Origin of the sequence: Streptomyces sp. R41 (assembly GCF_041053055.1) — a bacterium.
In the GTDB taxonomy this organism is placed as follows: domain Bacteria; phylum Actinomycetota; class Actinomycetes; order Streptomycetales; family Streptomycetaceae; genus Streptomyces.
The window spans coordinates 7,170,550-7,195,070 of the sequence record NZ_CP163443.1 but is presented as its reverse complement, the minus strand read 5'-3'; the positions used below and the strand labels follow the sequence as shown (position 1 = coordinate 7,195,070).

The window sequence follows — 24,521 nt, the reverse complement described above, 5'->3', positions numbered from 1 at the left end:
CCCGTCCCCTGGGGGCTGCCGCCCCCAGACCCCCGCTAAAAGATCGCGCAGTTCCCCGCGCCCCTAAAAGGGGCGCGGGGAACTGCGCGACAAGCACCCACCGGGTAGGGGCGAAGCCCCCTCGGCTCAGCCCTCTGTCAGGCCCTCCACCAGCGAATCCGCGGCACGGTACGGGTCGAGTTCTCCCGCCACGATGCGCTCCGCGAGGGCGCTGAGGCGGCGGTCGCCATGGAGGTCACCGATGCGCTGACGCAGGGCGGTGACCGCGATCGTCTCGACCTCCTGGGAGGCACGGGCGAGACGCCGCTCGCCGAGCACCCCGTGTTCCTCCATCCACGCCCGGTGCTTCTCCAGGGCTTCGACGACCTCGTCGATCCCTTCGCCGCGGGCGGCGACTGTCTTCACGATCGGCGGCCGCCAGTCCCCCGGGCCCCGGGATTCACCCAGCCCCAGCATGTGGTTCAGCTCACGCGCCGTCGCGTCGGCCCCGTCCCGATCGGCCTTGTTGACCACGTACACATCACCGATCTCCAGGATCCCGGCCTTGGCCGCCTGGATCCCGTCGCCCATGCCGGGGGCGAGGAGTACGACCGAGGTGTCCGCCTGGGAGGCGATCTCGACCTCGGACTGGCCGACGCCCACCGTCTCCACCAGCACCACATCGCAGCCCGCCGCGTCCAGGACGCGGATCGCCTGCGGCGCGGCCCACGCGAGACCGCCCAGGTGGCCGCGCGTGGCCATCGAGCGGATGTACACCCCGGGGTCGGACGCGTGCTCGGACATGCGCACACGGTCGCCGAGCAGCGCGCCTCCGGAGAACGGCGAGGAGGGGTCGACGGCCAGCACTCCGACACGCTTGCCCTGCCGCCGGTACGCCGTCACCAGCGCCGACGTCGACGTCGACTTGCCGACGCCCGGCGACCCCGTCAGCCCCACCACGTACGCGTTGCCGGTCAGCGGCGCCAGCGCCGCCATGACCTCACGGAGCTGCGGTGCCGCCCCCTCCACCAGGGAGATCAGCCGGGCCACGGCCCGTGGCCGCCCTTCCCTGGCCTGGGCCACCAGCGAGGAGACGTCCTGCATCACAGCTCCGTTCAGTCGAGATTCCGCAAGTGGAGAACGCGTGTCAGGCCTTGGGTACCCGCACGATCAGCGCGTCACCCTGACCACCGCCGCCGCACAGCGCGGCCGCGCCCACGCCGCCGCCGCGCCGCTTGAGTTCGAGGGCGAGGTGCAGCACGAGCCGGGCGCCGGACATCCCGATCGGGTGACCGAGGGCAATGGCCCCGCCGTTGACGTTCACCTTTTCCGTGGACACCCCGAGGTCCTTCATTGACTGCACGGCGACCGCCGCGAAGGCCTCGTTGATCTCGATCAGGTCGAGGTCCTCGACCTCCAGGCCCTCCTTCTTGAGGGCGTGCAGGATCGCGTTCGAGGGCTGCGACTGCAGAGAGTTGTCCGGCCCTGCCACGTTCCCGTGCGCGCCGATCTCGGCGATCCACTCCAGGCCCAGCTCCAGCGCCTTGGCCTTGCTCATCACGACCACGGCGGCGGCGCCGTCCGAAATCTGCGACGAGGTGCCGGCGGTGATCGTGCCGTCCCTGGTGAAGGCGGGGCGCAGCTTGCCGAGCGACTCGACCGTCGTCTCGGCGCGAATGCCCTCGTCCTTGCTGAAGACGACGGGCTCGCCCTTGCGCTGCGGAATCTCGACCGGTGTGATCTCCGCCTCGTAGATTCCGTTCTTCTGGGCGGCGGCCGCACGCTGGTGCGAGAGAGCCGCAATCTCGTCCTGCTCCGGACGGGCGATGCCGAGCCGGGAGTTGTGCTTCTCCGTCGACTCGCCCATGGCGATGTTCTCGAAGGCGTCCGTCAGACCGTCGTACGCCATGGCGTCGAGCATCTCGATCGCCCCGTACTTGTAGCCCTCACGGGACTTGGGGAGGAGGTGCGGCGCGTTCGTCATCGACTCCTGGCCACCCGCGACCACGACATCGAATTCGCCCGCTCGGATCAACTGGTCCGCGAGCGCGATCGCGTCCAGGCCCGACAGACACACCTTGTTGATGGTGAGCGCCGGGACGCTCATCGGGATGCCCGCCTTGACCGCGGCCTGGCGTGCCGGGATCTGCCCTGCCCCGGCCTGGAGCACCTGGCCCATGATCACGTACTGCACCTGGTCGCCGCCGATCCCCGCACGGTCGAGGGCGGCCTTGATCGCGAAGCCTCCGAGGTCGGCTCCGGAAAAGGACTTCAGGGAGCCGAGCAACCGCCCCATCGGGGTGCGGGCACCCGCGACGATCACGGAAGTCGTGCTGTTCGTTCCAGACATGAGGTGCGATCCCCTTCCAGCTTGCACAGCTGAGGAGTGAACGAGGGTTTACTTGAATGTACTGAGCGGTAAGCCACCCGTCATCCGGCGGCGAGTGTGATCGCGCGCACGTTGCGTAACCACCTCCGGAGCGCTGCACTAATTCCATGCTGACGCGAATCGACCACATTGGGATCGCCTGTTTCGACCTCGACAAGACCGTCGAGTTCTACCGGGCCACGTACGGCTTCGAGGTCTTCCACTCCGAGGTCAACGAGGAGCAGGGCGTGCGCGAGGCCATGCTCAAGATCAACGAGACGTCCGACGGCGGCGCCTCGTACCTCCAGCTCCTGGAGCCCACCCGCGACGACTCGACCGTGGCGAAGTGGCTCGCCAAGAACGGCGAGGGCGTTCACCACATCGCTTTCGGTACGGCGGATGTGGACGCGGACGCGGCCGACATCAAGGACAAGGGCGTACGCGTCCTGTACGAGGAGCCGCGCAGGGGCTCGATGGGCTCCCGGATCACCTTCCTGCATCCAAAGGATTGCCATGGAGTCCTGACAGAACTGGTCACTTCGGCGCCTGTTGAGTCCGCTGAGCACTGACCTCCGTATATCTGGGCCGGTAGGGTTGGGGGCGGTCGCCGCCACGTCGGGGCGACCGAGGGCCGGGGTCCAGGTTTTCGGGGAACGGGCGGGACGAGCGTCGGGGCAGCAGCCCATGCTCCGCCGTTGATCTGACACCATTCCCCGGGGGCCCCGTTCGGCGGATGGACGGAGCTCGTTTGGAGAGACTTGCGACCAGGGGACGGATGGGACCGCGCAGTGCGGGGCTACGAACGCCAGGAGCGAGAGCCGGCGGCTGACGTCGACCACCTCTCTCGGTTCGAGGCCGAGATGGAGCGGCTGAAGACCGAGCGGGAGAAGGCCGTCCAGCACGCCGAGGACCTCGGCTATCAGGTCGAGGTGCTGCGCGCCAAGCTGCACGAGGCGCGGCGCAGTCTGGCGACCCGTCCTGCCTACGACGGCGGCGACATCGGGTACCAGGCCGAGCAGCTGCTCCGCAATGCCCAGATCCAGGCCGACCAGCTGCGCGCGGACGCCGAGCGTGAGCTGAGCCAGGCCCGCTCGCAGACGCAGCGCATCCTCCAGGAGCACGCCGAGCAGGCCGCGCGCCTTCAGGCGGAGCTGCACCAGGAAGCGGTCACGCGGCGCCAGCAGCTCGACCAGGAGCTGGCCGAGCGTCGGCAGACCGTCGAGTCGCATGTCAACGAGAACGTGGCGTGGGCGGAGCAGCTGCGCGCCCGTACCGAGTCGCAGGCCCGTCGTCTTCTGGAGGAGTCGCGCGCCGAGGCCGACCAGGCGCTGGCCGCAGCCCGCGCGGAGGCCGAGCGGATCGCCGCCGAGGCGCGGCAGCGGCTCACCACCGACGCCGAGAGGGCCCGCGCGGAGGCCGAACAGCTGCTGCGCCGGGCCCGCACGGACGCCGAGCGGCTGCTGAACGCAGCCTCCACGCAGGCCCAGGAAGCCACCGACCACGCCGAGCAGCTGCGCAGCTCCACGGCGACCGAGTCGGACACCGCCCGCCGCCAGGCCACCGAGCTGAGCCGGGCCGCCGAGCAGCGCATGACCGAGGCGGAGGCGGCGCTGCGCGAGGCGCGGGCCGAGGCCGACAAGGTCGTCGCCGAGGCGAAGGAGGCCGCGGCCAAGACGCTCTCCAGCGCGGAGTCGGCGAACGAGCAGCGCACGCGGACCGCGAAGGAGCAGGTCGCCCGGCTGGTCAGCGAGGCCACCAAGGAGGCCGAGACCACCAAGTCCGAGGCCGAACAGGTTGTCGCGGAGGCTCAGGCCAAGGCCGAGAAGATCGTCGCGGAGGCCGAGGAGAACGCCCGCAGTCTCACCGCCGAGGAGACCGCGTCCCAGCTCGCCAAGGCGGCCCGTACCGCCGAGGACGTGCTCAACAAGGCGTCCGAGGAAGCCAAGACGACCACCAAGGCCGCCGCCGAGGAGGCCGAGCGGATCCGCACCGAGGCGGAGGCCGAGGCCGACCGGCTGCGCGCCGAGGCGCACGACATCGCCGAGCAGCTCAAGGGCACGGCGAAGGACGACACCAAGGAGTACCGCGCCAAGACGGTCGAGCTGCAGGAGGAGGCGCGCCGTCTGCGCGGCGAGGCCGAGCAGCTGCGCGCCGACGCGGTCTCCGAGGGCGAGCGCATCCGCGCCGAGGCCCGCCGCGAGGCCGTCCAGCAGATCGAGGAGGCGGCCAAGACCGCCGAGGAGCTGCTCTCCAAGGCGAAGGCCGACGCGGACGAGTTGCGTACGGCGGCCACGACGGACAGCGAGAAGGTCCGCACCGAGGCCATCGAGCGCGCCACGACGCTGCGCCGGCAGGCCGAGGAGACCCTGGAGCGCACCCGCGCCGAGGCCGAGCGGCATCGGGCGGAGGCGGTCGAGCAGTCCGAGGCGATCAAGGCGGAGGCCGAGCGCGCCGCCGGGCTGCTGCGCGAGGAGACCGAGCGCGCCATAGCGGCTCGCCAGGCCGAGGCCGCCGAAGAGCTGACCCGGCGCCACACGGAGGCCGAGGAGCGTCTCACCTCCGCCGAGCAGGCGTTGACGGACGCGCGCGCGGAGGCCGAGCGGATCCGCCGTGAGGCCGCCGAGGAGACGGACAGACTGCGCACGGAGGCCGCCGAGCGGATCCGTACGCTCCAGGCGCAGGCCGAGGCCGAGGCCGAGCGGCTGCGCAACGAAGCGGCGGCGGACGCGTCCACCTCACGCGCCGAGGGCGAGGCCATCGCCGTACGGCTGCGTTCGGAGGCCGCGGCGGAGGCCGAGCGGCTGAAGTCGGAGGCCCAGGACAGCGCCGATCGCGTACGGGCGGAGGCGCAGGCCGCGGCCGAGCGGCTGGCGACCGAGGGCGCCGAGACGCTGGCCGCCGCGCAGGAGGAGGCCGCCCGGCGCCGCCGCGAGGCCGAGGAACTCCTCGGCTCCGCGCGCCAGGAGGCCGACCAGGAGCGCGAGCGGGCCCGCGAGCAGAGCGAGGAGCTGCTGGCTTCCGCCCGCAACCGTGTCGAAGAGGCGCAGGCGGAGGCCGTACGCCTGGTCGAGGAGGCGGACCGGCGGGCGACCGAGATGGTCTCCAACGCCGAGCAGACCGCGCAGCAGGTGCGCGACTCCGTGGCCGGGCTGCACGAGCAGGCCCAGGAGGAGATCGCGGGTCTGCGCAGCGCCGCCGAACACGTGGCGGACCGTACGCGGACCGAGGCGCAGGAGGAGGCGGACCGGGTCCGCGCCGACGCGTACGCGGAGCGGGAGCGGGCGTCCGAGGACGCGGCGCGCATCCGGCGGGAGGCGGCCCAGGAGACGGAGGCCGCCAAGTCGCTCGCGGAGCGCACGGTTTCGGAGGCCATCGCCGAGTCCGAGCGACTGCGCTCGGACGCCGCCGAGCACGCCCAGCGCGTCCGCACCGAGGCGTCCGACGCCATCGCGAACGCCGAGCAGGACGCTTCGCGGACCCGCGCGGATGCCCGGGACGACGCCAACCGGATCCGTTCGGACGCGGCCACGCAGGCGGACACCCTCATCACCGAGGCGGCGTCGGAGGCCGAGCGGCTCGCGAACGAGACCGCCGCCGAGGCCGAGCGCGTACGGGCCGAATCCGTGGCCAAGGCCGAGCAGCTCATCTCGGACGCGACCGGCGACGCGGAGCGGCTGCGGGCCGAGGCCGCCGAGACGGTCGGTTCCGCGCAGCAGCACGCCGAGCGCGTCCGCACCGAGGCGGAGCGCGTCAAGGCCGAGGCGGCGGCGGAGGCCGAGCGGCTCACGTCGTCGGCGCGCGAAGAGGCCGAGCGCACCCTGGACGAGGCGCGCCAGGAGGCCAACAAGCGACGCTCCGAGGCAGCCGAGCAGGTCGACACCCTCATCTCGGAGACCGCGTCCGAGGCGGACAAGCTGCTCTCCGAGGCGCAGCAGGGCGCGCAGAAGACGACGGCGGAGGCCGAGTCGCAGGCCGACACCATGGTCGGCGCGGCGCGCAACGAGGCCGAGCGGCTGGTCTCCGAGGCGACCGTGGAGGGCAACTCCCTGGTGGAGCGGGCCCGTACGGACGCGGACGAGCTGCTGGTCGGCGCGCGCCGGGACGCGACGGCGATAAGGGAGCGCGCGGAGGAGCTGCGCGACCGCATCACCACGGAGATCGAGGAGCTGCACGAGCGGGCCCGCCGCGAGTCCGCCGAGGCGATGAAGACGGCCGGCGAGCGCTGCGACGTGCTCGTGAAGGCGGCCGAGGACCAGCTGGCCGAGGCCGAGGCGAAGGCCAGGGACCTGGTGTCGGAGGCCAACTCCGAGGCGAGCAAGGTGCGTATCGCCGCGGTCAAGAAGGCGGAGGGTCTCCTCAAGGAGGCCGAGCAGAAGAAGAACTCGCTCGTCACCGAGGCCGAGAAGATCAGGTCCGAGGCGATCCAGGAGGCGAAGGCCGCGGTCGAGGAGGGCAAGCGCGACCTGGAGATCCTGGTGCGCCGCCGCGAGGACATCAATGCGGAGATCTCCCGTGTCCAGGACGTCCTGGAGGCGTTGGAGTCCTTTGAGGCCCCGTCCGGCAACAAGGACGGTGGGGTCAAAGCGGGCGCCGCCGCGGGCGCAACTCGTTCGGGTGGCAAGTCGTCCGAGGGCTAGCCAGAAGCACCGATTCCATGCTTTGCGGGGACCTTTGGCACAGGATCTGGCAAGCCCTCCGACAGTTAGCCACCCAAAAGGAGTGTCATTCTCCAGATCAAACACGTATCCGCTCGATGACACACCGCTTTGACCCCTAGGATTCCCCCTATCACCTCACCGGTCTCATTCGACAGGAACCCCATGAGCGACACTTCCCCCTACGGCTTCGAGCTTGTGCGGCGTGGATACGACCGCGCTCAGGTGGACGAACGCATCTCGAAGCTCGTCTCCGACCGTGACAGCGCTCTGGCCCGTATCACTGCTCTGGAAAAGCGCATCGAGGAGCTCCACCTCGAGACGCAGAACGCCCAGGCCCAGGTCAGCGACGCAGAGCCGTCGTACGCGGGTCTCGGCGCGCGCGTCGAGAAGATCCTCCGCCTCGCCGAGGAGGAGGCGAAGGACCTGCGCGAGGAGGCCCGTCGCGCGGCCGAGCAGCACCGTGAGCTCGCCGAGTCGGCGGCCCAGCAGGTGCGCAACGACGCAGAATCGTTCGCTGCGGAGCGCAAGGCCAAGGCGGAGGACGAGGGCGTCCGGATCGTCGAGAAGGCCAAGAGCGACGCCTCTCAGCTGCGTACCGAGGCGCAGAAGGACGCACAGTCCAAGCGCGAGGAGGCGGACGCCCTCTTCGAGGAGACCCGCGCCAAGGCCGCGCAGGCCGCCGCCGACTTCGAGACGAACCTCGCCAAGCGCCGCGAGCAGTCGGAGCGCGACCTGGCCTCGCGTCAGGCCAAGGCCGAGAAGCGCCTCGCGGAGATCGAGCACCGCGCGGAGCAGCTCCGCCTGGAGGCCGAGAAGCTGCGCACGGACGCCGAGCGCCGCGCCCGCCAGACGGTCGAGACGGCTCAGCGCCAGGCCGAGGACATCGTGGCCGACGCGAACGCCAAGGCCGACCGCATCCGTTCGGAATCCGAGCGCGAGCTCGCGGCACTCACCAACCGCCGCGACTCGATCAACGCCCAGCTCACGAACGTCCGCGAGATGCTCGCGACGCTCACGGGCGCCGCGGTGGCCGCCGCCGGCACGCCGGCCGAGGACGAGCCGATCTCCCGCGGGGTTCCGGCCCAGCAGTCCCGGTAACCGCCCGACCGGTTAGCGACAACCGAGGCCCGCACCCTCCGCCGGGGTGCGGGCCTTTGCCGTGTCCCGTAGGGCGCGGGGCTGTGACATCATGCGGCTCCGCCGCGTGGGCGCGACAAGCCACGCCGGCGCGGCAGCCGGCCACGGCGAACAAGCGGGCTCCCCCTCCCCGCTCAAGTGGCACGGCCCCAGGGCCCGACTTAGCGTGGCCGCATGATTGAGCTCGAGGGGCTGACCAAGCGGTACGGCGAGAAAGTGGCGGTGAACAACCTCACCTTCGCCGTCAGACCCGGCATCGTGACCGGCTTCCTCGGCCCCAACGGCGCCGGAAAGTCCACGACGATGCGGATGGTGCTCGGGCTCGACCACCCCACCGCGGGCGACGTACGGATCGACGGTCAGCACTACGACCACCTCAGGGACCCGCTCAAATACATCGGCGCCCTGCTGGACGCCAAGGGCATGCACGGCGGCCGCAGCGCCTTCAATCACCTCCTCTGCCTCGCCCAGAGCAACGGCATTCCCAAGGCACGCGTCCACGAGGTTCTCGACACGGTGGGGCTCACCCCGGTGGCGAGGAAGAAGGCCAAGGGCTTCTCGCTCGGCATGGGCCAGCGGCTCGGCATCGCGGGCGCGCTGCTCGGCGACCCGCGGATCCTGATGTTCGACGAGCCGGTCAACGGGCTCGACCCCGAGGGCATCCACTGGATCCGTAATCTGATGAAGTCTCTCGCGGCTCAGGGCCGTACGGTCTTCGTCTCCTCCCATCTCATGAGCGAGATGGCGCTGACCGCCGACCACCTCGTCGTCATCGGCCAGGGCAGACTCCTCGCCGACACCTCCATGGCCGACTTCATCCAGCAGAACTCGCGGTCGTACATCCGTATCCGCTCCCCCCAGCGCGAGCGGCTCCTCGACGTGCTGCACGGCGCCGGGATCACCGTCGTCGAGACGGGCAGCGGCACGCTCGAGGTGGACGGCGGCAAACCGGAGCACATCGGTGAGCTGGCCGCGCAGCACCAGATCGTGCTGCACGAGCTCAGCCCCCAACAGGCCTCCCTGGAGGAGGCGTTCATGCAGCTGACCGCGGAGTCGGTGGAGTACCACGCGCATGCCGACACGCCGCACACACTGACCCCGCGGCCGGCCCCGCAATGGGGCGGCGAATGGAAGAGGGGCTGACCATGGCGGCCACCCAGGTTCTCAAGTCGGAGTGGACCAAGATCCGGTCCGTCGCGTCCACCGTCTGGACGCTCAGTCTCGCCGCGGTCGTCACGATCGCCCTCGGCATCCTGATCTCGCTGCTGTCGAAGAACGAGTTCGACAGGATGCCCGTGCGGGAGCGGCTCTCCTTCGACCCGACGTTCATCAGCTTCGCGGGCATGACGCTCGGTCAGCTCGCGTTGATCGTGTTCGGAGTGCTGGTCGTGGGCAACGAGTACAGCACCGGCATGATCCGCACCTCGCTCGCCGCGGTCCCGCAGCGCGGCACGTTCCTGTTCAGCAAGATCGCGGTGGCGACGGGCCTCGCTCTCGCCGTCGGCATGATCACCAGCTTTGTCGCCTTCTTCCTGGGCCAGGCGGTGCTCGGCGCGCACAGGGCGTCCATCGGCGACCCGGGTGTGCTGCGCGCGGTGATCGGCGGCGGGCTCTATATGACGCTCATCGCCGTCTTCTCGATGGGCGTCGCGGCGATGCTGCGCAGTCCGATGCTCTCGCTGGGCATCCTGATGCCGTTCTTCTTCCTGATCTCCAACATCCTGGGCGCCGTCTCCGCGACGAAGAAGGTCGGCCGCTATCTGCCCGACCAGGCCGGCAGCAAGATCATGCGGGTCGTGACCCCGATCGGCGACGACACTCCGTACGGGCCCTGGGGCGGCCTCGCGATCATGGTGCTGTGGGTGATCGCGGCGCTCCTCGGGGGGTATGCGCTGCTCAAGAAACGCGACGCTTGAGACTCCGTGCGATGCTCCAGGAGCCCAGGCGAGTGACCTGACTCAGGAGCCTGGGTGCGTGACCCGACTCAGGCACCCGGGCGCGTGACCTGACCCTCGTCGGGCGGCGGCCGGTGGATCAGCCCGTCGAAGTCCGTCCAGCCCTCCCAGCGCCACACGTCCTTGTCCAGGTCCGGCTGGAGCGGCACGAAACGGCCCAGTTCGAAGTCGCCGGCCTCCAGGTCGAACCAGCGCTCGTCGGCGACCTCGGTGCCGAGACCCACGGTGCGCGCCGTCAGCCGCACGAGCAGCTTCACGCCGTACGACCCGGACAGGTCCTTGCCCTGGATTCGGCGGAACGGCAGCTCGGCCACCGGTGCCTCGACCGGAATCCACACGGTGAACGGTGCCCCGCGCTCGACCGCGAGCCAGGACCGCTCGTCGGCCGGCTCGCCCTTCGCGTCCAGGACCTTCAGCCACTGCTTGTAGATGACGAGGCTGCCGTCGTGCGGGGAGCGTTCCAGGTAGCGCAGATGGGCGCGGGCGCGCAGGTCCACGACCGACAGATTGTCGAAGCGGTTGTAGAAGCGGACGGCGATGATCGCGTCCTCGCTGCTCGCGTGCAGCCGGGAGTAGCCCGGGAAGTCCGCGGTCCAGGCCTGCGAGATGCTGGCCCGCTGCCGCCAGACGAAGGGCCGCAGCGCGAACATCTTGATCAGGACGATGCCGAGGAGCACCGCGGGCACCAGCGAGCCGGTGACCGAGGCGAGGGTGGCGAGCAGCTGGTGCGCGGTGCTGTCCGGTTCGGGTTCGAGGTTGTCCGTGCCGACACAGGCGCGCAGCACGGTGAGGCTGAGGTCGAAGAGCCGCTCCTCGTTCGAGAACCGCTCGGCCATCGACCGCGGCGAGTGCTCGGTCAGCGTCCAGGCGGTCGCGATGACCAGCGAGAGTCCGGCCAGCGCGCCGAGTGTCATGAGGAGCAGGGCGTGGACGGTGCGTCCGGCGATCCACCAGCGAACGGACGTACGGAAGCGCGGATGCGCCCGGCGCCGCCCCGGCTGACTCAGTAAACCCAACTCGCCACCCCCGTAACCGACTTCGCTCCCACTCGTACAATGGGACGGCATGATTCCCGGTGTCCGTTCCGGCCAACCCCGTCCAGACGGGGAGACCAGGCCCCGCCCCGGGTACATCTCGCGTGGAAGGCTCAGGGGGTGTCTTGTGGACCATGCCGGGCTCGCGGGGTCTGGTGCGCACATCTGCGGCGTTGTCGTCGGTTGCCGACGCTCCGCGTCGTCGCCCTCCTGCGCCTTGCAGCTGCACGCACCAGACCCCGCTCCCTGATCCGGCCTGATCCACAGGACACCCCCAGCCCGTATCGCGCGACCACCCCCCGAAGGGCGTCACCGTGACGACGAAGGACCGAAGCCTTGAGGCACTGGGCCTGGACGACGTGCCCGCCAAGAAGCCGCTCACCTATCCCGGCCGTCCCACCACCGAGCCCTCCCTGCTGACCGGCGGCGAGCTGCTCCAGCTCGACGTACGGCCGCTCAGGCTCGGCGAGTGGTACGTGGAGGAGCAGGAGGCGCAACAGCGGCTCGACGAAGCGCTCGCCGATCTCGGCCAGGTCGGCACCGGGCGCCGTCACCCGGTCATCGCGGTCGGCTCGAACGCCTCTCCCGGGCAGGTCGCCCACAAGCTGACCCGGCTCGGCATCCCGGCGACGGTGCCGATGGTGCCGGTGCGCGTGCAGGGCATCGGGGTCGGCTGCTCGGGGCACATCAGCCCTGCGGGCTACGTGGCCGGCACGCCGTACGTCGCCCGGGGCGCCGAGACCACGCTCGTGGTGACCTGGCTGGACTCGACGCAGTTGAAGGCGGTCGACGACACCGAGTTCCCGGACTACCGGCGGGCGATACTCCCGGGCGACACGTTCGCGATGACCATGCCGTCCGGGGAGCGGCTCGGCGCCGCCTACATCTACTTCAGCGCGCACGGCGTGCTGGCCGACCCGGTCACGGGACAGCCCCGCCCCGGGGGCGGCGACCAGTCCGAGCTGCTCGCCTCGCTGCTCGCCGACTCCGCGCGGCTGCGCGACCTGCTCGGCCCCGATCCGGCCACCTGGGTGCGGCGCGCCGGGGGCGACCGGTCGCTGCGCGAGCGGGGCACGCGGATCTTCGGCGAGGAAGGCTGGGTGCTGCCCCAGACCGACTTCCTGCCGTACGTCGACGAATCGGCGGAGCTGCGGCTGTACGACGACCTGCCGCCGCTGGACGACTCGTTGCCGTACCGGGTGTGAGACTTCCGTTTCCGGCCTGACCAGGCGCGACGGGTACCTGACAAATGCAGCGGTCCGCAGAAAGGTCCCTTACTCGATCTTTTCCCAGGTGACCTGCGCGGTTTTACTTTCTCTTGAGTGGAACCGTCAGCGCCCCGATATCCTCCTAACCCTTACGGGGGCGTGCGCCCCGACGTCCTGAACCTTTCGATGGGTGCGGAGCATGATCGAGGCAGTCGGCCTGACGAAGCGCTACGGCGCCAAGACGGCCGTGTACAACCTTTCCTTCCAGGTGCGGCCGGGCGCCGTCACCGGCTTCCTGGGGCCCAACGGCTCCGGCAAGTCGACGACGATGCGGATGATCCTCGGCCTGGACAACCCCACCTCGGGGCAGGTGACGATCGGCGGCTTCCCGTACCGCAAGCTGCCGAACGCGCCCCGCCAGGTCGGCGCGCTCCTCGACGCCAAGGCCGTGCACGGTTGCCGGCACGCCCGCAACCACCTGCTGTGCCTCGCCCAGCTGTCGGGCATCCCGGCCCGCCGCGTGGACGAGGTGCTCGGTGTCGTCGGGCTCCAGGACGTGGCCAAGAAGCGCTCCAAGGGCTTCTCGCTCGGCATGGGGCAGCGGCTCGGCATCGCCGCCGCGCTGCTCGGCGACCCGCAGGTGCTGCTCTTCGACGAGCCGGTCAACGGTCTCGACCCCGAGGGCATCCTCTGGGTGCGCAATCTGATGAAGTCCCTCGCGGCGGAGGGCCGTACGGTCTTCGTCTCCTCGCACCTGATGAGCGAGATGGCGCTGACCGCCGACCACCTGATCGTGATCGGCCGCGGCCAGCTGCTCGCCGACATGAACATCAAGGACTTCATCTCGCACAACTCGGCCGACTTCGCCCGGGTCCGCACCCCGGACACCGAGCCGCAGCAGCGCGAGAAGCTCACCGCCGCGCTGACCGAGGCGGGCGGCCAGGTGCTGCCCGAGCAGGACGGCGCGCTGCGCGTCACCGGCCTGCCGCTGCCTCGCATCAGCGACCTCGCGCACTCCGCCGACGTACGCCTGTGGGAACTGTCGCCGCACCAGGCCTCGCTGGAGGAGGCGTACATGCGGATGACGCAGGGCGCCGTCGACTACCGCTCGACCATCGACCAGAAGGCCGGGCTCCAGCAGGAGCTGCCGCCGGGCGCCATCCCGCCGCCGCAGATGCCGGTGGCGGGTCAGGGCCAGCCGGGCTGGTACGCACCGCCGCCGCCCCAGCAGGGCGGGCAGCCGTTCGCGATGCCGCAGGGACAGCCGGGCCCGTACGGTGCTCCCGGCGCCCCGGGTGCTCCGGGCGCCCCTGGTGCGGGTCAGCCGGGCCCGTACGGGGCTCCGGCCGCCCCGGCCGCTCCTGGTGCCGCGGACGCCAATCCGTACGCCCAGGCCGCGCCCCAGGCCCCGGCGCAGCCGCCCGCGGCGCCCGCCGCCGCACCCGCCGCCCCCGACCTGACCAAGCCCGAGGACGCCCGATGAGCACGCCCCAGCCCCCGATGCCGCAGCAGGCCGTCGCTGCCCCCAACTGGCAGGCGGCGCCCGGCAGTTCGTACACCTCGCCGATCCCGATCACCCGCACCCACCTCGGTCACGCGCTCACCTCCGAGTGGACGAAGATCAAGTCGGTGCGCTCCACGATGTGGACGCTCGGCACCTTCCTGCTCCTGGTGATCGGCATCGGCTTCCTGGTCGCCGCGCAGACCACGAACGCCGACTTCACCGACGTCCCGTACACGATTCCGGCCTTCTTCGGCCTGATGCTGGGGCAGATCTGCCTGATCACGCTGGGCGTCCTGGTGGTCTCCTCGGAGTACGGAACGGGCATGATCCGTACGACGTTCACGGCCTCGCCGCAGCGGCACCGGGTGCTCGCCGCGAAGCTGATCATCTTCTTCGCGGTGGCGTTCGTCGTGTCGGCCTTCGCGATCGGCCTGGTCGGCCTGATGACCTCGGGCATGCACGGCGGCTCCTCGAACGTCTCGTGGGGCGGCACGGTGGTCATGGGCGCGCTGTACGTCTCGCTGCTCGGTGTCCTCGCGCTCGCGGTGGGCTCGATGCTGCGCCACTCGGCCGGCGCCATCACCACGATGCTCGGTGTCGTGCTGGTGCCCGCGATCATGCCCGCGTTCCTGATGATGTCCGACAGCATGCGCACCATCGGCGAGAAGATGCAGGAGTACAACGCTCCCAACGCCCTCGCCAGGATCTTCCGGCTGGACACCGAGAGCGGTCACGGCGGCGCGCAGCTCGGTCTGCTCGCCGGGGTGACGGCGGCGGCGATCGTCGGCGCCTTCGTGCTGCTGGAGCGCAGGGACGTCTGACCCTGCCCCGATTTCCGAAGTCGCCCGGAACCTGGGCGCGTTGACCGCCTAGAACCTGGGCGCGTTACGGGACCGCTGCACCTGCGAGGTGCGGCGGTCCTTCGCGTTCCAGCAGGCCTTGTGCCAGTGGCGCCGCTCGTCGACGCCCGAGTGCTCCGGCCAGGCCACCACGTGCGGGACACCTGAGGGGATCATCTGGTCGCAGCCGGGGCAGCGGTAGGTCTTGCCCTCGGCGCTCGCGCCCGCCACATGGCGCACGCTCCACTCCTCGCCCTGCCAGCTCTCCGTGGACTGCCAGCCGCCGTAACGGCCCGAGCGGTCCTCGTCCGCACTCTGACCGGACGAGCCGGCGGCCTTCGGACGGTTGCGACGCGGGGACACAGGACACCTCACGGAGCTATACAGGGAGCAGGGGCCATGTCCAGCCTACGCGGCGCGCACCGGGGTACGCGTACTCCACCAACCCGCACAGATCCCCCACCGGACGGCCCAATTCGCAGACAATCCGCAAATCTCTCCGCCAGGCCGTGACTTCGGCACGTGTCATGCGGTTATGCCCGGTGGGGGAGCTCCGTGTCGGAGCCGAGGAAGCAGGAAGTGCGATGCACGTAGGAAGTTTTGTACTGGCGGCCCAGTTCCCGGGACAGGGCCAGGGGGAGACCCTCCACCGGGCGGTGCGGTCCGCCGAGGTCGCCGAGGAGGCTGGACTCGACTCGGTATGGCTGGCCGAGCACCACTTCGTGCCGTACGGCACGTGCCCGTCGGCCGTCACGTTCGCCGCGTTCCTGCTCGGCCGCACCAGCCGCATCCGGGTCGGCACGGCCGTCAGCGTGCTGCCCACCGTCCACCCCGTGGCGCTCGGTGAGCAGGCCGCGCTGCTGCATCTGACGTCCGGCGGACGGTTCTCGCTGGGCGTCGGGCGCGGCGGCCCCTGGGTCGACCTCGAGGTCTTCGGTTCAGGACTGGAGGCGTACGAGAAGGGGTTCCCGGAATCACTCGATCTGCTGCTGCGCTGGCTGCGCGAGCCGTCCGTGCAAGGCACCTCGGAGCGGTTCGGCTTCCGTGAAGTCCCGGTCGTCCCCCGGCCGTCGGAGGCGCTGAGCGGCGCCCCGGGGCCCGAGGTCGTCGTCGCCTGCACTTCACCGGCGAGCGTACGGCTCGCGGCAGAGCGCGGGCTGCCGATGCTCCTCGGGATGCATGTCGGGGACGAGGAGAAGGCCGAAATGGTCGCGCTGTGGCGGCAGTACGCGCGCGCGGCCGGACACCCGGCGGACGAGATCTTCGCGGCGGCCCATGTGTCCGCCGGCGTCTGCCAGATCGCCGACCGCCGTACCGAGGCCGTCGAGACGCTCCTCAAGGCGATGCCGGGCTGGCTGAAGCAGGGGCTGGACGCCCATGTGACGGTCGACGGCCGCGCCCGCTCGATGCGGGACCCACTGGCGTACACCGAACTCCTCTGCGGACTGCACCCGGTGGGGACCCCCCGGCTGTGCGCCGACCGGCTCGCGGCGACCTCGGAGCGGACCGGCATCTCACGCTTCGCCCTGCTCGTCGAGGGCTCGGGTGACCTGGCGGCGACGGAGGAGAACGTACGACGTCTCGGAGCCGAGGTGCTGCCGCGCCTCAGGTGATCGGACGCCGTCGGCCCGACGGGCCCTGCAGCCCGGCCGACAGGCCGTCCAGCCCCTTCCACGGGCCGGGCGCGCGGGGAGCTTGCCGCCCCAGTACAAATGCACCTCCCGCGTACGGAGCGGCAAGCAAAGCGGCATCACCGCGTCAGCAGTCCCGGAACTCCGGGGACTGGTTCAGCAGCTGACTGCGGACCGAGGTGAAGCGTGCCAGCGTGTCGTCCACTGAGGCGTCCAGCGGGAACACCGCCACCCGGTGGCAGTTCTGGAAGGCCAGCCGCACTCCGAAGTGCCGCTGAAGCGCGCCGCGTATCGCGTCACTCGCGAGCGCACGCAGCAGCTGGCCACGTGCCTGCTCGTCCGGCGGAGGCGTCTGGTTGTCGGCGAAGTTGCCGCCGTCCACCTTCAGCTGGGCCACCAGGGAGCTGATCATCTCCCATGCGTAGGGCAGGGAGGTCCGGACGCAGTCGACGAATTCAGCTTCGTCGACCTCGCCTCGCTCGGCCTGTTCGAGTAGGGCCGGTGAGACGTCGAGCGACATGGGTACTCCTCTCGCACCCCCAGACCTCGGGGGTTGCCGGACAGGGATAGGGAATTCGCGATATCGAACACGCTGAGTACACGCATCGCGACCTCCCGTTTATACGGTAAGCAACGGACGGTGACGGCACCAGGAGAATGCGCACATAGCGAACTCCCAGTAGGCACACAATCAGCCACGACCGAACAGGCTTCTTCCAGGAAGAAAGGGGCGGGACCGGAGGGCCCTCGGTTGAGGGTGGTGGCGGGGAGGCGACGGGATAAAAGGGGCGAACCGAAGGTTCTCGGTTGAGGGTGGTGGTGTGAGACGGGTGGGAGAATCGCGTGCACCACTGCCCGTCGAGTAGCGTTGCCGACCATGCGTCTCGTCATTGCCCGCTGTTCCGTGGACTACGCGGGCCGGCTCACCGCCCATCTCCCGTCGGCCCCCCGTCTCATCCTCGTGAAGGCGGACGGCAGCGTCTCGATCCACGCGGACGACCGGGCCTACAAGCCCCTCAACTGGATGTCGCCGCCCTGCACGCTGAAGGAGGGTTCCGGCGACGACGAGGGCGTCTGGACCGTCATCAACAAGGCGGGCGAGAAGCTCATCATCACGATGGAGGAGATCCTCCACGATTCCTCGCACGAATTGGGCGTGGACCCCGGCCTGATCAAGGACGGCGTGGAAGCACACCTTCAGGAGCTCCTCGCGGACCGCATCGAGACGCTCGGCGAGGGCTACTCGCTCATCCGCCGCGAGTACATGACGGCCATCGGCCCGGTCGACATCCTGTGCCGGGACGCCGACGGGCAGACCGTCGCGGTGGAGATCAAGCGGCGCGGCGAGATCGACGGCGTGGAGCAACTCACGCGCTATCTGGAGCTGTTGAACCGCGACCCGCACCTCGCGCCGGTCCGCGGCATCTTCGCCGCCCAGGAGATCAAGCCGCAGGCCCGCGTCCTCGCCACCGACCGCGGCATCGGCTGCGCGGTCCTGGACTACAACGCGCTGCGGGGGATCGAGGACGACAAGCTGCGCTTGTTCTGACCGTACGTACGACGACAGCGAGAGGGCCGGGTCCGCATCATCGGACCCGCCCCTCTCGCGTCGTACGGTCAGATCACCGCGCCGCTCGGCGACCCGACGCCGGTGCTGCTCGCCGGAGCGGAGGCGCTGCTCTCCGGTGCGCTGGCGGTGGTGCTCGCCGGGGCACTGCTCGACGCTGGGCCGCTCGCGGAGTCCGATGTGGACGGCTCCGTCGACGTGGTGGGCGTCGGGTCGGGTGAGGTCGGCGGCTCACTCGTCGGCGGCTCGCTGGTCGGCGGCTTACTCGTCGGCGGCTTCGACGTCGAGGTCGGTGGCTTGGACGTCGACGACGGCGGCTTGGACGACGAGGAAGGCGGCTTCGACGACGGACCCGAGCTGTGCGTGCCGCTCGGCTTGTCGGACGGCTCACCGCTGCCCGTGTCCGAAGGCGTCGGATCGTCCGACGTCCCGTACGTCCCGTCGGGACCCGGATCCGTGGGCGTCGCCACGACCCCGGTGTCGGAGTCGCCGCCCTTCTTCGCCTTGTCCGCGCCCAGGCTGTCGTCGTCGCTGCCCTGACTGGCCGAGGGGTTGACGCCGACCTTCTCGGACGGGGTGTCGTTGTTGTGGTCCGAGGTCGCGCCGAGCGTCACCACGGTGCCGAGTACGGCGGCGAGGAGCGCCCCCGCGCCCGCGGCCACCAGGTTGCGCCGGGTACCGCTCACCAAGCGGCCCGCGACGCCCGAGCGCTTCGGCGCGGGGCGGCCGGGGTCGGCCCGGTGGGTGACCAGCGTGGAGGGCTCGTCGGGCGGTGCGGCCATCGTGAAGGCGGCCGGTACGCCACCGGGGGGCGACGCCGACTCCTCGTACCGCGCGTCGGGCACCTCCTCCCCCGCGGTGGACCCGAGGCCGGGTGTGTCACCGGAGCGGTCGGCGACCAGCGCGAGGGCGCGGCGGCCGGCGACGGTGCCGCGCTTGTCGGCGAGGGCGCCACGCAGCCCGATGGAGGCCTCCAGCTCGGCGCGCGCCCGGTCCAGCTGGCCGCCGCAGAGGGCGAGGATCCCCAACTCGTGGTGGAAGTAGGCCTGTTCGCCGACCTCGCCGGAGAGCCGGGAGGCCTCGGCGCCGGAGCGCAGCGCGCGCTCCCAGGCGCTCCAGTGCAGGCCCGCGGCGAACGCGGGCGCGGCCGTGCGGGCCAGCCGCACGGCGATGCTCTCCTCCTCTTCGCCGAGCGGGGCCGTGGTGAGCGGCACCAGCACGGTGAGCGCGGCGAGCAGCGCGTCGGCCTCGGCGCAGACCCGCTCCGGGGTGACCGAGGGGTGCCCGGCCCACCAGCTGTAGTGCTGGGCCGCGGCGCGGGCCTGCTCGTCGATGCCGTCCGCGTATCCGGCGGCCTCCAGCTGGGCGTGCACTCCGGCGGCGAGCCGGTAGCGGGAACCGACCGGGGAGACCAGCGCGCAGCTCGCCAGTTCGGCGAGTGCGGCGTCGGCGTGGGTGTCGCCCACGAGCGCGGGCAGATGCGCCTGGTGCGGCACCTCGCCGCCGAGCGCGACCGCGAACCGCAAGGTGGCGCGGGCCGAGTCGCTCAGCCGGGAGGCGAGCAGCGAGGCGGGCGCGGCCCCTTCGGCGAGCGACGGCAGCGGTACCGCGTGGCCGTCCTCGGCGTCGAAGGGCGCGTCGACCGGCACTTCCTGGAAGACGCCGAACTCGTCGACGGCGCCCTCACTGGCCCGCAGCTGGTCGCGCTGCCGCAGCAGCGCCCCGGCCTGCATGAAGCGCAGGGGAAGACCCTCGGACTCGAACCAGAGGTCGCCCGCCCAGTTCGACTCGTCCTCGGTCAGGACGCGTCCGACGGCCCGCTCCAGGAGTTCGAGGCCGCCGCTGCGGTCGAGCCCGCCGAGGAACACCTCTTCGAGGAGGGAGTCGGTGGACGGCGCGGGGACGTCGGGCGTCGCGCTGATCAGGAAGGCGCACTCGGGGGTGGCGTCGAGCAGCTCGTCGAGCGCGCTGCCGCCGAACTCCACGTCGTCGAGGACGACGACCGCGCCGATCTCGTGGACGAGCCGGAGCAGTTCGTCCTGTTCCGGGCGGTGCAGGGGTGCGTCGTAGACGGCGGTGAACAGGTCGTGCAGCAGGTCGCTCGCCGTGCGCCGGTAGCCGGACAGGCGTACGACGCCGTCGGGCGCGAGGTCCGCGCAGTCCTCGGCGACCGCGTCGAGCAGGCTGGTGCGGCCCGAGCCGGAGGGTCCGGTGAGGCGCACCGAGCGCCCGCGCGCGAGGAGGCGTACGAGCCGCTCGCGCTCCTCCTGGCGCTCCAGGAGCGGCAGCCGGGGCTGCGCCGGTCCCGGCGGGACGGGCGGCTGCGCCGCGCGGGCCAGCTCGACGCGCTCGGCGGCCCTGAACTTCGCCGGCGGCCGCGGCCGCTCGTGCGGCGGGCAGTTCTCGATCTCGCTGCCGTCGACGGGGTTGACGGTGAGCAGGAAGTCGCCCGAGACGAGCTGAACCGTGCGGGCGAGCGCGGGCGAGTGCTGACCCAGGTCAGCTGTGAGCGGGTCGCGCGGCGGGCGCGAGCGAGGCGCCTGGCCGTCGTCGTCATGGCCGTACTCTTCGGGTCCCCGGTTGTTCGGGTCCATGTTCCAAGCCCCCCAAAAGCGTCGTGTGCCGAGCCCCTCCCGGCCTTGCTGCACACCGCGCTGTCGCTTCTGGTCCGGTGCCCGCTCGTAGGGTTTCGGGTGGCGGGCAGCCGAACCCTAAACCTTCGCACAGTATCTACGAACAGCCGGGGTACCGCGCCGTCCGAGACGTCACAGCTTCGTGAGGATTGTGCGCGTGGTGCGTTTCGTACGCCGGTCAGGACGCGTGTACGAGGACTCACTCCCGGGGTGGTGACACGCCCCCGGCAGCTCAGACCCGGGGCAGGGAGTCCACCCCGATGCCGCCCTCGATCGCCAGGATCCGGTGCAGCCGGGTGGCGACCAGCAGGCGTTGCATCTGTGGTGGTACGCCGCGCAGCACGAGCCGTCGGCCGCACCGCCCGGCCCGTCGGTGGGCCCCCATGATGACACCGAGGCCGGTGGCGTCCCAGGAGTCCAGCTCGGACAGGTCCAGCACCAGGTCGCCGACTCCGTCGTCGACGGCCGAGTGCAGGACCGTACGGGCGTCCGCCGCGCTGCGTACGTCGAGGCGGCCCCCGACGACCAGCTCGGCGTGGTCGCCCCTGATGTACATATGCGCTCCCCGAGAGTGCGTCTCGTACTCCGCGTGTGTCTGTTCGCGTTCGCGTCTGTCTGTCTGTTGTGCACGGTCTGACGGCCGAAAGGCCGCAGAGGTTGCCGTCTGTAAGCGAACCGATACCGAATTCACCTCATGGAGTGATACTCCAGAGGCGCGTGCGGTTTCCGTGCCAAGTGCGGCGCCCGTGTTCCGGGCGCCGCTTGATCATTCAGTGCTTGTAGAAGCCCTGCCCGCTCTTGCGCCCGATGTCACCGGCGTCAACCATCCGGCGCATCAACTCCGGCGGGGCGAACTTCTCGTCCTGGGTCTCGGTGTAGATGTTGCTGGTGGCGTGCAGCAGGATGTCGACGCCCGTCAGGTCGGCCGTGGCCAGGGGGCCCATGGCATGGCCGAAGCCCAGCTTGCAAGCGAGGTCGATGTCCTCGGCCGTGGCCACGCCCGACTCGTACAGCTTTGTCGCCTCGACGACGAGCGCGGAGATGAGACGGGTCGTCACAAAACCGGCGACATCGCGGTTGACGACGATGCAGGTCTTGCCGACGGACTCGGCGAACTCCCGTGCGGTGGCGAGCGCTTCGTCGCTCGTCTTGTAGCCGCGGACCAGCTCGACGAGCTGCATCATCGGCACCGGCGAGAAGAAGTGCACGCCGACGACCCGCTCCGGGTGCTCGGTGGCCGCCGCGATCTTGGTGATCGGGATGGCGGAGGTGTTGGAGGCGAGCACAGTGTCGTCGCGGACGATCTTGTCGAGCGTCCGGAAGATCTCGTGCTTGACCTCGAGCTTCTCGAAGACGGCCTCGACGACGATGTCGGCGTCGGCTGCCGCGTCCAGGTCGGTGGTGGCGGTGATGCGCGCGAGCGCCGCGTCCGCGTCCGCGGCTTCCAGCTTGCCCTTGCTCACGAACTTGTCGTACGAGGCCCTGATGCCGTCGAGGCCACGGGTCAGCGCCTCGTCGGTGACATCGCGCAGGACGACGTCCCAGCCCGCCTGGGCGGAGACCTGGGCGATACCGGACCCCATGAGTCCGGCTCCGATGACCGCGAGCTTACGTGCCACTCCGACTCCCCTTAACACGCTGTTTAAGTTGCCTCTTCGGCGGACCTTAGCGCTCGGGCGTGCCTGTGTGACCGGTAAGTAATGCGCGTCACGTCTCAACCGACGGACATCACACCGGGGCGGGTCATTGCACCGCCCGTACGGCGTAGTTGAGGACCTTCTCACTCAAAAGGTCCTCCATGTCGTCGAGTAGACCGAGAGCTTCGCGGGAGACCTCGTCGGGGGAACGGCCGGCCACCATCGCGCGCCCGATGAGCCCCAAAAGCGTGGTGTGCACCCAGTTGATCTGACCGGCCATCAGCGATGGCAGCGGGTCGTCCGGCTCCGCCCCTGTTTCCTCGCGCAGGGTCTCCTCCAGGAGGACGAGGCTCTCCTGATTCATGTGCCACAGGCGGGCGCGGAGTCCAGGCGCCCCTTCGACGACCTTCATGAAGCGGTCGTACCCCTCGATGAGGCCGACCTGCGGCGAGACCGCCTCCACCTCGTCACGCAGCTCGCGCAGCACCGCCGCGGCCGCGGACTCGCCCTTGTCGCGGGCGCGCACGAAGCGCGACAGCCGGGCGACGCTGCCCTTGGCCCGGTCGAGGAAGAGGTCCTCCTTGGCCTGGAAATAGTTGTAGACGGTGTTGACCGAGACATCGGCCGCCTCGGCCACCTCGGCGATCGTCACCGAGTCGAACCCGCGCTCCAGGAACAGCCCCGTGGCCACGTCCGAGATGCGCTGCCTGGCCTGCCGCTTCTTGCGCTCCCTGAGTCCCTCGGTCATGGCCGAATCCTAGCTTCCTTGGGGCTGCTGAATTTTTGGAGTCATTGCAAAATTTCAGGGACTCTGTTTTTCTGGGGTCATGACCATCATCAGTACGGCCGGCCTGGCCCGTACCTTCCAGACGAAGCGCGGTCCGGTGGAGGCGGTGAGCGGCATCGACATGACCGTCGCGCCGGGCGAGATCCTCGGCTTCCTCGGCCCGAACGGAGCCGGCAAGACCACGACCCTGCGCATGCTCACGACCCTGCTGCCGCCCACCGGCGGTGCCGCCACCGTGGCCGGCTGCGATCTGGCCTCCGACCCCGCCGGTGTGCGCAGGGCCGTCGGTTACGTCGCCCAGTCCGGGGGCGTCGACCCGAATGTGACCGTGCGGGAGGAGCTGGTCACGCAAGGGCGGCTGTACCGACTGACCAAGTCCCAGGCGGTCGAGCGCGCCGACGAGCTGGCCCGCGACCTGGATCTCGTCGAACTGCTGGACCGCAGGACGGCGGCGCTCTCGGGCGGTCAGCGACGCCGCCTCGACATCGCGATGGGGCTCACGCACCGCCCCCGGGTCCTGTTCCTCGACGAGCCCACGACGGGTCTCGACCCCGGCAGCCGGGCCGATCTGTGGAACCTGGTCCGCCGCCTGCGCCACGAGCACGGCACCACGGTCTTCCTGACCACGCACTACCTCGACGAGGCGGACGCCCTCTCCGACCGGCTGGTGATCGTCGACAAGGGTGTCGTGGTGGCCGAGGGCACCCCGGGCGCGCTGAAACTGGCGCACGGCGGCTCGATCGACGCCACCCTCCAGGACACGTTCCTCGCGATCACCGGCCGCGGCCCGGCGCCGGCCGACTCCGCCCCCGTAGCCGTATAGGACGTACGACATGCTGCTGCACGACACCGCGCTGATCTTCGGGCGTTATGCCCGCCAGACCCTGCGCTCCAAGTTCCAGATCCTCTTCGGCGTGCTGATGCCGCTGCTCTACCTCTTTCTCTTCGGGCCGCTGCTGACCCGTCTGCCGCTGGGATCGCGGGGCAGTTCCTGGCAGGTGCTGGTGCCCGGGCTGCTGCTTCAACTCGGCCTGTTCGGCTCCCTGTTCGCGGGCTTCTCGATCATCATCGAGAAGAACTACGGAGTCATGGAGCGGATGCGCGTCACACCGGTCAGCCGTCTCGCCCTGCTCCTGGGCCGGGTGCTGCGCGATGCCGCCCTGTTCGTCTTCCAGGCGGTGCTTCTCGTGCTCGCCGCGCTGCTCGTGGGCCTGCGCGCACCGCTCGCCGGGGTGCTCATCGGGTTCGCGTTCATCGCGCTGCTGACGGTCTCCCTCGGCTCCCTGTCGTACACGGTGGCGATGAAGGTCGACAGGCCCTCGGAGTTCGGCCCGATCGTCAACGCGGTCTCCATGCCGTCGATGCTGCTGTCGGGCCTGATGCTCCCGATGACGCTGGCCCCCGGATGGCTGGACTTCCTGTCCCACTTCATGCCGCTGCGCTATCTGGTGGACGCGATCCGGGACGCGTACGTCGGCCAGTACGCGACCGCCGCCATGCTGTACGGCGTCCTCGTCGCCCTCGGCTTCGCGGCGCTCGCCGTGACGGTGGGCACACGAGTGTTCCGGAAGGCCGGAGCGTAAC

General features: G+C 70.6%; 21 protein-coding genes. 12 read left to right on the top strand and 9 right to left on the bottom strand.

Annotated features, from left to right (window positions below):
• Window positions 1-126: 126 nt before the first annotated feature.
• Together meaB and AB5J53_RS32920 are read right to left on the bottom strand one after the other, a co-directional pair.
• On the bottom strand, window positions 127-1,083 hold the full coding sequence (gene meaB / locus AB5J53_RS32925) for a methylmalonyl Co-A mutase-associated GTPase MeaB (protein WP_369249244.1): 957 nt from the start codon (window positions 1,081-1,083) through the stop codon (window positions 127-129).
• A gap of 43 nt (window positions 1,084-1,126) precedes the next feature.
• Window positions 1,127-2,329, bottom strand: coding sequence for an acetyl-CoA C-acetyltransferase (locus tag AB5J53_RS32920; RefSeq protein ID WP_369249243.1), 1,203 nt, complete (start codon window positions 2,327-2,329; stop codon window positions 1,127-1,129).
• A 146-nt stretch (window positions 2,330-2,475) separates the two neighbouring features.
• Here AB5J53_RS32920 and mce point away from each other — a divergent pair, with 146 nt between their 5' ends.
• From mce to AB5J53_RS32895, 5 genes are all read left to right on the top strand, one after another.
• Complete coding sequence (mce, locus tag AB5J53_RS32915; RefSeq protein WP_369249242.1) at window positions 2,476-2,916, top strand: methylmalonyl-CoA epimerase; 441 nt, start codon at window positions 2,476-2,478, stop codon at window positions 2,914-2,916.
• A 219-nt stretch (window positions 2,917-3,135) separates the two neighbouring features.
• Window positions 3,136-6,984: a polarized growth protein Scy gene (scy, locus tag AB5J53_RS32910; RefSeq protein WP_369249241.1), complete on the top strand. Its 3,849-nt coding sequence runs from the start codon at window positions 3,136-3,138 to the stop codon at window positions 6,982-6,984.
• A gap of 183 nt (window positions 6,985-7,167) precedes the next feature.
• Window positions 7,168-8,103 (top strand): cellulose-binding protein, encoded by a 936-nt coding sequence (locus tag AB5J53_RS32905; RefSeq protein WP_369249240.1) that lies wholly within the window; start codon window positions 7,168-7,170, stop codon window positions 8,101-8,103.
• Window positions 8,104-8,316: 213 nt separating this feature from the next.
• On the top strand, window positions 8,317-9,285 hold the full coding sequence (locus AB5J53_RS32900) for an ABC transporter ATP-binding protein (RefSeq protein ID WP_369249239.1): 969 nt from the start codon (window positions 8,317-8,319) through the stop codon (window positions 9,283-9,285).
• Window positions 9,286-9,287: 2 nt separating this feature from the next.
• Window positions 9,288-10,058 carry an ABC transporter permease gene (locus tag AB5J53_RS32895; RefSeq protein ID WP_369249238.1) on the top strand — a complete coding sequence of 257 codons (771 nt, stop codon included), beginning with the start codon at window positions 9,288-9,290 and terminating at the stop codon, window positions 10,056-10,058.
• Window positions 10,059-10,126: 68 nt separating this feature from the next.
• On the opposite strand, the gene AB5J53_RS32890 is transcribed toward AB5J53_RS32895, so the two are convergent.
• The gene (locus tag AB5J53_RS32890; RefSeq protein ID WP_369249237.1) at window positions 10,127-11,113 is read right to left on the bottom strand and encodes a hypothetical protein; all 987 of its coding nucleotides are present in this window, start codon (window positions 11,111-11,113) and stop codon (window positions 10,127-10,129) included.
• A gap of 332 nt (window positions 11,114-11,445) precedes the next feature.
• On the opposite strand from AB5J53_RS32890, the gene AB5J53_RS32885 reads away from it, so the two are divergent.
• The 3 genes from AB5J53_RS32885 to AB5J53_RS32875 all read left to right on the top strand — a co-directional run bounded on the left by AB5J53_RS32885 (window position 11,446) and on the right by AB5J53_RS32875 (window position 14,664).
• Window positions 11,446-12,336 carry a hypothetical protein gene (locus AB5J53_RS32885; protein ID WP_369249236.1) on the top strand — a complete coding sequence of 297 codons (891 nt, stop codon included), beginning with the start codon at window positions 11,446-11,448 and terminating at the stop codon, window positions 12,334-12,336.
• A 202-nt stretch (window positions 12,337-12,538) separates the two neighbouring features.
• Window positions 12,539-13,822 carry an ABC transporter ATP-binding protein gene (locus AB5J53_RS32880; protein ID WP_369249235.1) on the top strand — a complete coding sequence of 428 codons (1,284 nt, stop codon included), beginning with the start codon at window positions 12,539-12,541 and terminating at the stop codon, window positions 13,820-13,822.
• Complete coding sequence (locus AB5J53_RS32875; RefSeq protein WP_369249234.1) at window positions 13,819-14,664, top strand: ABC transporter permease; 846 nt, start codon at window positions 13,819-13,821, stop codon at window positions 14,662-14,664. The genes AB5J53_RS32880 and AB5J53_RS32875 overlap by 4 nt, the downstream gene beginning before the upstream one ends.
• A gap of 48 nt (window positions 14,665-14,712) precedes the next feature.
• Here the strand turns inward: AB5J53_RS32875 and AB5J53_RS32870 are convergent, their stop codons facing one another.
• On the bottom strand, window positions 14,713-15,045 hold the full coding sequence (locus AB5J53_RS32870; RefSeq protein WP_369249233.1) for an ATP/GTP-binding protein: 333 nt from the start codon (window positions 15,043-15,045) through the stop codon (window positions 14,713-14,715).
• Between the two features lie 221 nt (window positions 15,046-15,266).
• Between AB5J53_RS32870 and AB5J53_RS32865 the strand changes: the two genes are divergently transcribed.
• The gene (locus tag AB5J53_RS32865) at window positions 15,267-16,295 is read left to right on the top strand and encodes an LLM class flavin-dependent oxidoreductase (protein WP_369249232.1); all 1,029 of its coding nucleotides are present in this window, start codon (window positions 15,267-15,269) and stop codon (window positions 16,293-16,295) included.
• A 145-nt stretch (window positions 16,296-16,440) separates the two neighbouring features.
• Here AB5J53_RS32865 and AB5J53_RS32860 read toward each other — a convergent pair whose 3' ends face one another.
• Entirely contained in the window at window positions 16,441-16,833 is a 393-nt protein-coding gene (locus AB5J53_RS32860; protein ID WP_165340641.1) for an SCO5389 family protein, read from the bottom strand.
• Window positions 16,834-17,190: 357 nt separating this feature from the next.
• Between AB5J53_RS32860 and nucS the strand changes: the two genes are divergently transcribed.
• Window positions 17,191-17,862 carry an endonuclease NucS gene (gene nucS / locus AB5J53_RS32855; protein ID WP_369249231.1) on the top strand — a complete coding sequence of 224 codons (672 nt, stop codon included), beginning with the start codon at window positions 17,191-17,193 and terminating at the stop codon, window positions 17,860-17,862.
• A gap of 68 nt (window positions 17,863-17,930) precedes the next feature.
• On the opposite strand, the gene AB5J53_RS32850 is transcribed toward nucS, so the two are convergent.
• The 4 genes from AB5J53_RS32850 to AB5J53_RS32835 form a co-directional block, all read right to left on the bottom strand.
• Window positions 17,931-20,474: an ATP-binding protein gene (locus AB5J53_RS32850; RefSeq protein ID WP_369249230.1), complete on the bottom strand. Its 2,544-nt coding sequence runs from the start codon at window positions 20,472-20,474 to the stop codon at window positions 17,931-17,933.
• 271 nt (window positions 20,475-20,745) lie between these two features.
• Entirely contained in the window at window positions 20,746-21,069 is a 324-nt protein-coding gene (locus tag AB5J53_RS32845; protein ID WP_189189161.1) for an STAS domain-containing protein, read from the bottom strand.
• A 214-nt stretch (window positions 21,070-21,283) separates the two neighbouring features.
• The gene (locus AB5J53_RS32840; RefSeq protein WP_369249229.1) at window positions 21,284-22,132 is read right to left on the bottom strand and encodes a 3-hydroxyacyl-CoA dehydrogenase family protein; all 849 of its coding nucleotides are present in this window, start codon (window positions 22,130-22,132) and stop codon (window positions 21,284-21,286) included.
• Between the two features lie 124 nt (window positions 22,133-22,256).
• Entirely contained in the window at window positions 22,257-22,898 is a 642-nt protein-coding gene (locus AB5J53_RS32835) for a TetR/AcrR family transcriptional regulator (protein WP_369249228.1), read from the bottom strand.
• Window positions 22,899-22,977: 79 nt separating this feature from the next.
• On the opposite strand from AB5J53_RS32835, the gene AB5J53_RS32830 reads away from it, so the two are divergent.
• Window positions 22,978-23,760, top strand: coding sequence for an ABC transporter ATP-binding protein (locus AB5J53_RS32830; protein ID WP_369249227.1), 783 nt, complete (start codon window positions 22,978-22,980; stop codon window positions 23,758-23,760).
• Window positions 23,761-23,770: 10 nt separating this feature from the next.
• Window positions 23,771-24,520: an ABC transporter permease gene (locus AB5J53_RS32825; protein WP_369249226.1), complete on the top strand. Its 750-nt coding sequence runs from the start codon at window positions 23,771-23,773 to the stop codon at window positions 24,518-24,520.
• The last annotated feature ends 1 nt before the right edge of the window (window position 24,521 follow it).

What these genes read in the sequence shown, in the direction of transcription:
- meaB (WP_369249244.1), bottom strand. Translation starts at nt 1,083, where the DNA reads ATGCAGGACGTCTCCTCGCTGGTGGCCCAGGCCAGGGAAGGGCGGCCA.
- AB5J53_RS32920 (WP_369249243.1), bottom strand. Translation starts at nt 2,329, where the DNA reads ATGTCTGGAACGAACAGCACGACTTCCGTGATCGTCGCGGGTGCCCGC.
- mce (WP_369249242.1), top strand. Translation starts at nt 2,476, where the DNA reads ATGCTGACGCGAATCGACCACATTGGGATCGCCTGTTTCGACCTCGAC.
- AB5J53_RS32905 (WP_369249240.1), top strand. Translation starts at nt 7,168, where the DNA reads ATGAGCGACACTTCCCCCTACGGCTTCGAGCTTGTGCGGCGTGGATAC.
- AB5J53_RS32900 (WP_369249239.1), top strand. Translation starts at nt 8,317, where the DNA reads ATGATTGAGCTCGAGGGGCTGACCAAGCGGTACGGCGAGAAAGTGGCG.
- AB5J53_RS32895 (WP_369249238.1), top strand. Translation starts at nt 9,288, where the DNA reads ATGGCGGCCACCCAGGTTCTCAAGTCGGAGTGGACCAAGATCCGGTCC.
- AB5J53_RS32880 (WP_369249235.1), top strand. Translation starts at nt 12,539, where the DNA reads ATGATCGAGGCAGTCGGCCTGACGAAGCGCTACGGCGCCAAGACGGCC.
- AB5J53_RS32875 (WP_369249234.1), top strand. Translation starts at nt 13,819, where the DNA reads ATGAGCACGCCCCAGCCCCCGATGCCGCAGCAGGCCGTCGCTGCCCCC.
- AB5J53_RS32865 (WP_369249232.1), top strand. Translation starts at nt 15,267, where the DNA reads ATGCACGTAGGAAGTTTTGTACTGGCGGCCCAGTTCCCGGGACAGGGC.
- AB5J53_RS32860 (WP_165340641.1), bottom strand. Translation starts at nt 16,833, where the DNA reads ATGTCGCTCGACGTCTCACCGGCCCTACTCGAACAGGCCGAGCGAGGC.
- nucS (WP_369249231.1), top strand. Translation starts at nt 17,191, where the DNA reads ATGCGTCTCGTCATTGCCCGCTGTTCCGTGGACTACGCGGGCCGGCTC.
- AB5J53_RS32850 (WP_369249230.1), bottom strand. Translation starts at nt 20,474, where the DNA reads ATGGACCCGAACAACCGGGGACCCGAAGAGTACGGCCATGACGACGAC.
- AB5J53_RS32845 (WP_189189161.1), bottom strand. Translation starts at nt 21,069, where the DNA reads ATGTACATCAGGGGCGACCACGCCGAGCTGGTCGTCGGGGGCCGCCTC.
- AB5J53_RS32835 (WP_369249228.1), bottom strand. Translation starts at nt 22,898, where the DNA reads ATGACCGAGGGACTCAGGGAGCGCAAGAAGCGGCAGGCCAGGCAGCGC.
- AB5J53_RS32830 (WP_369249227.1), top strand. Translation starts at nt 22,978, where the DNA reads ATGACCATCATCAGTACGGCCGGCCTGGCCCGTACCTTCCAGACGAAG.
- AB5J53_RS32825 (WP_369249226.1), top strand. Translation starts at nt 23,771, where the DNA reads ATGCTGCTGCACGACACCGCGCTGATCTTCGGGCGTTATGCCCGCCAG.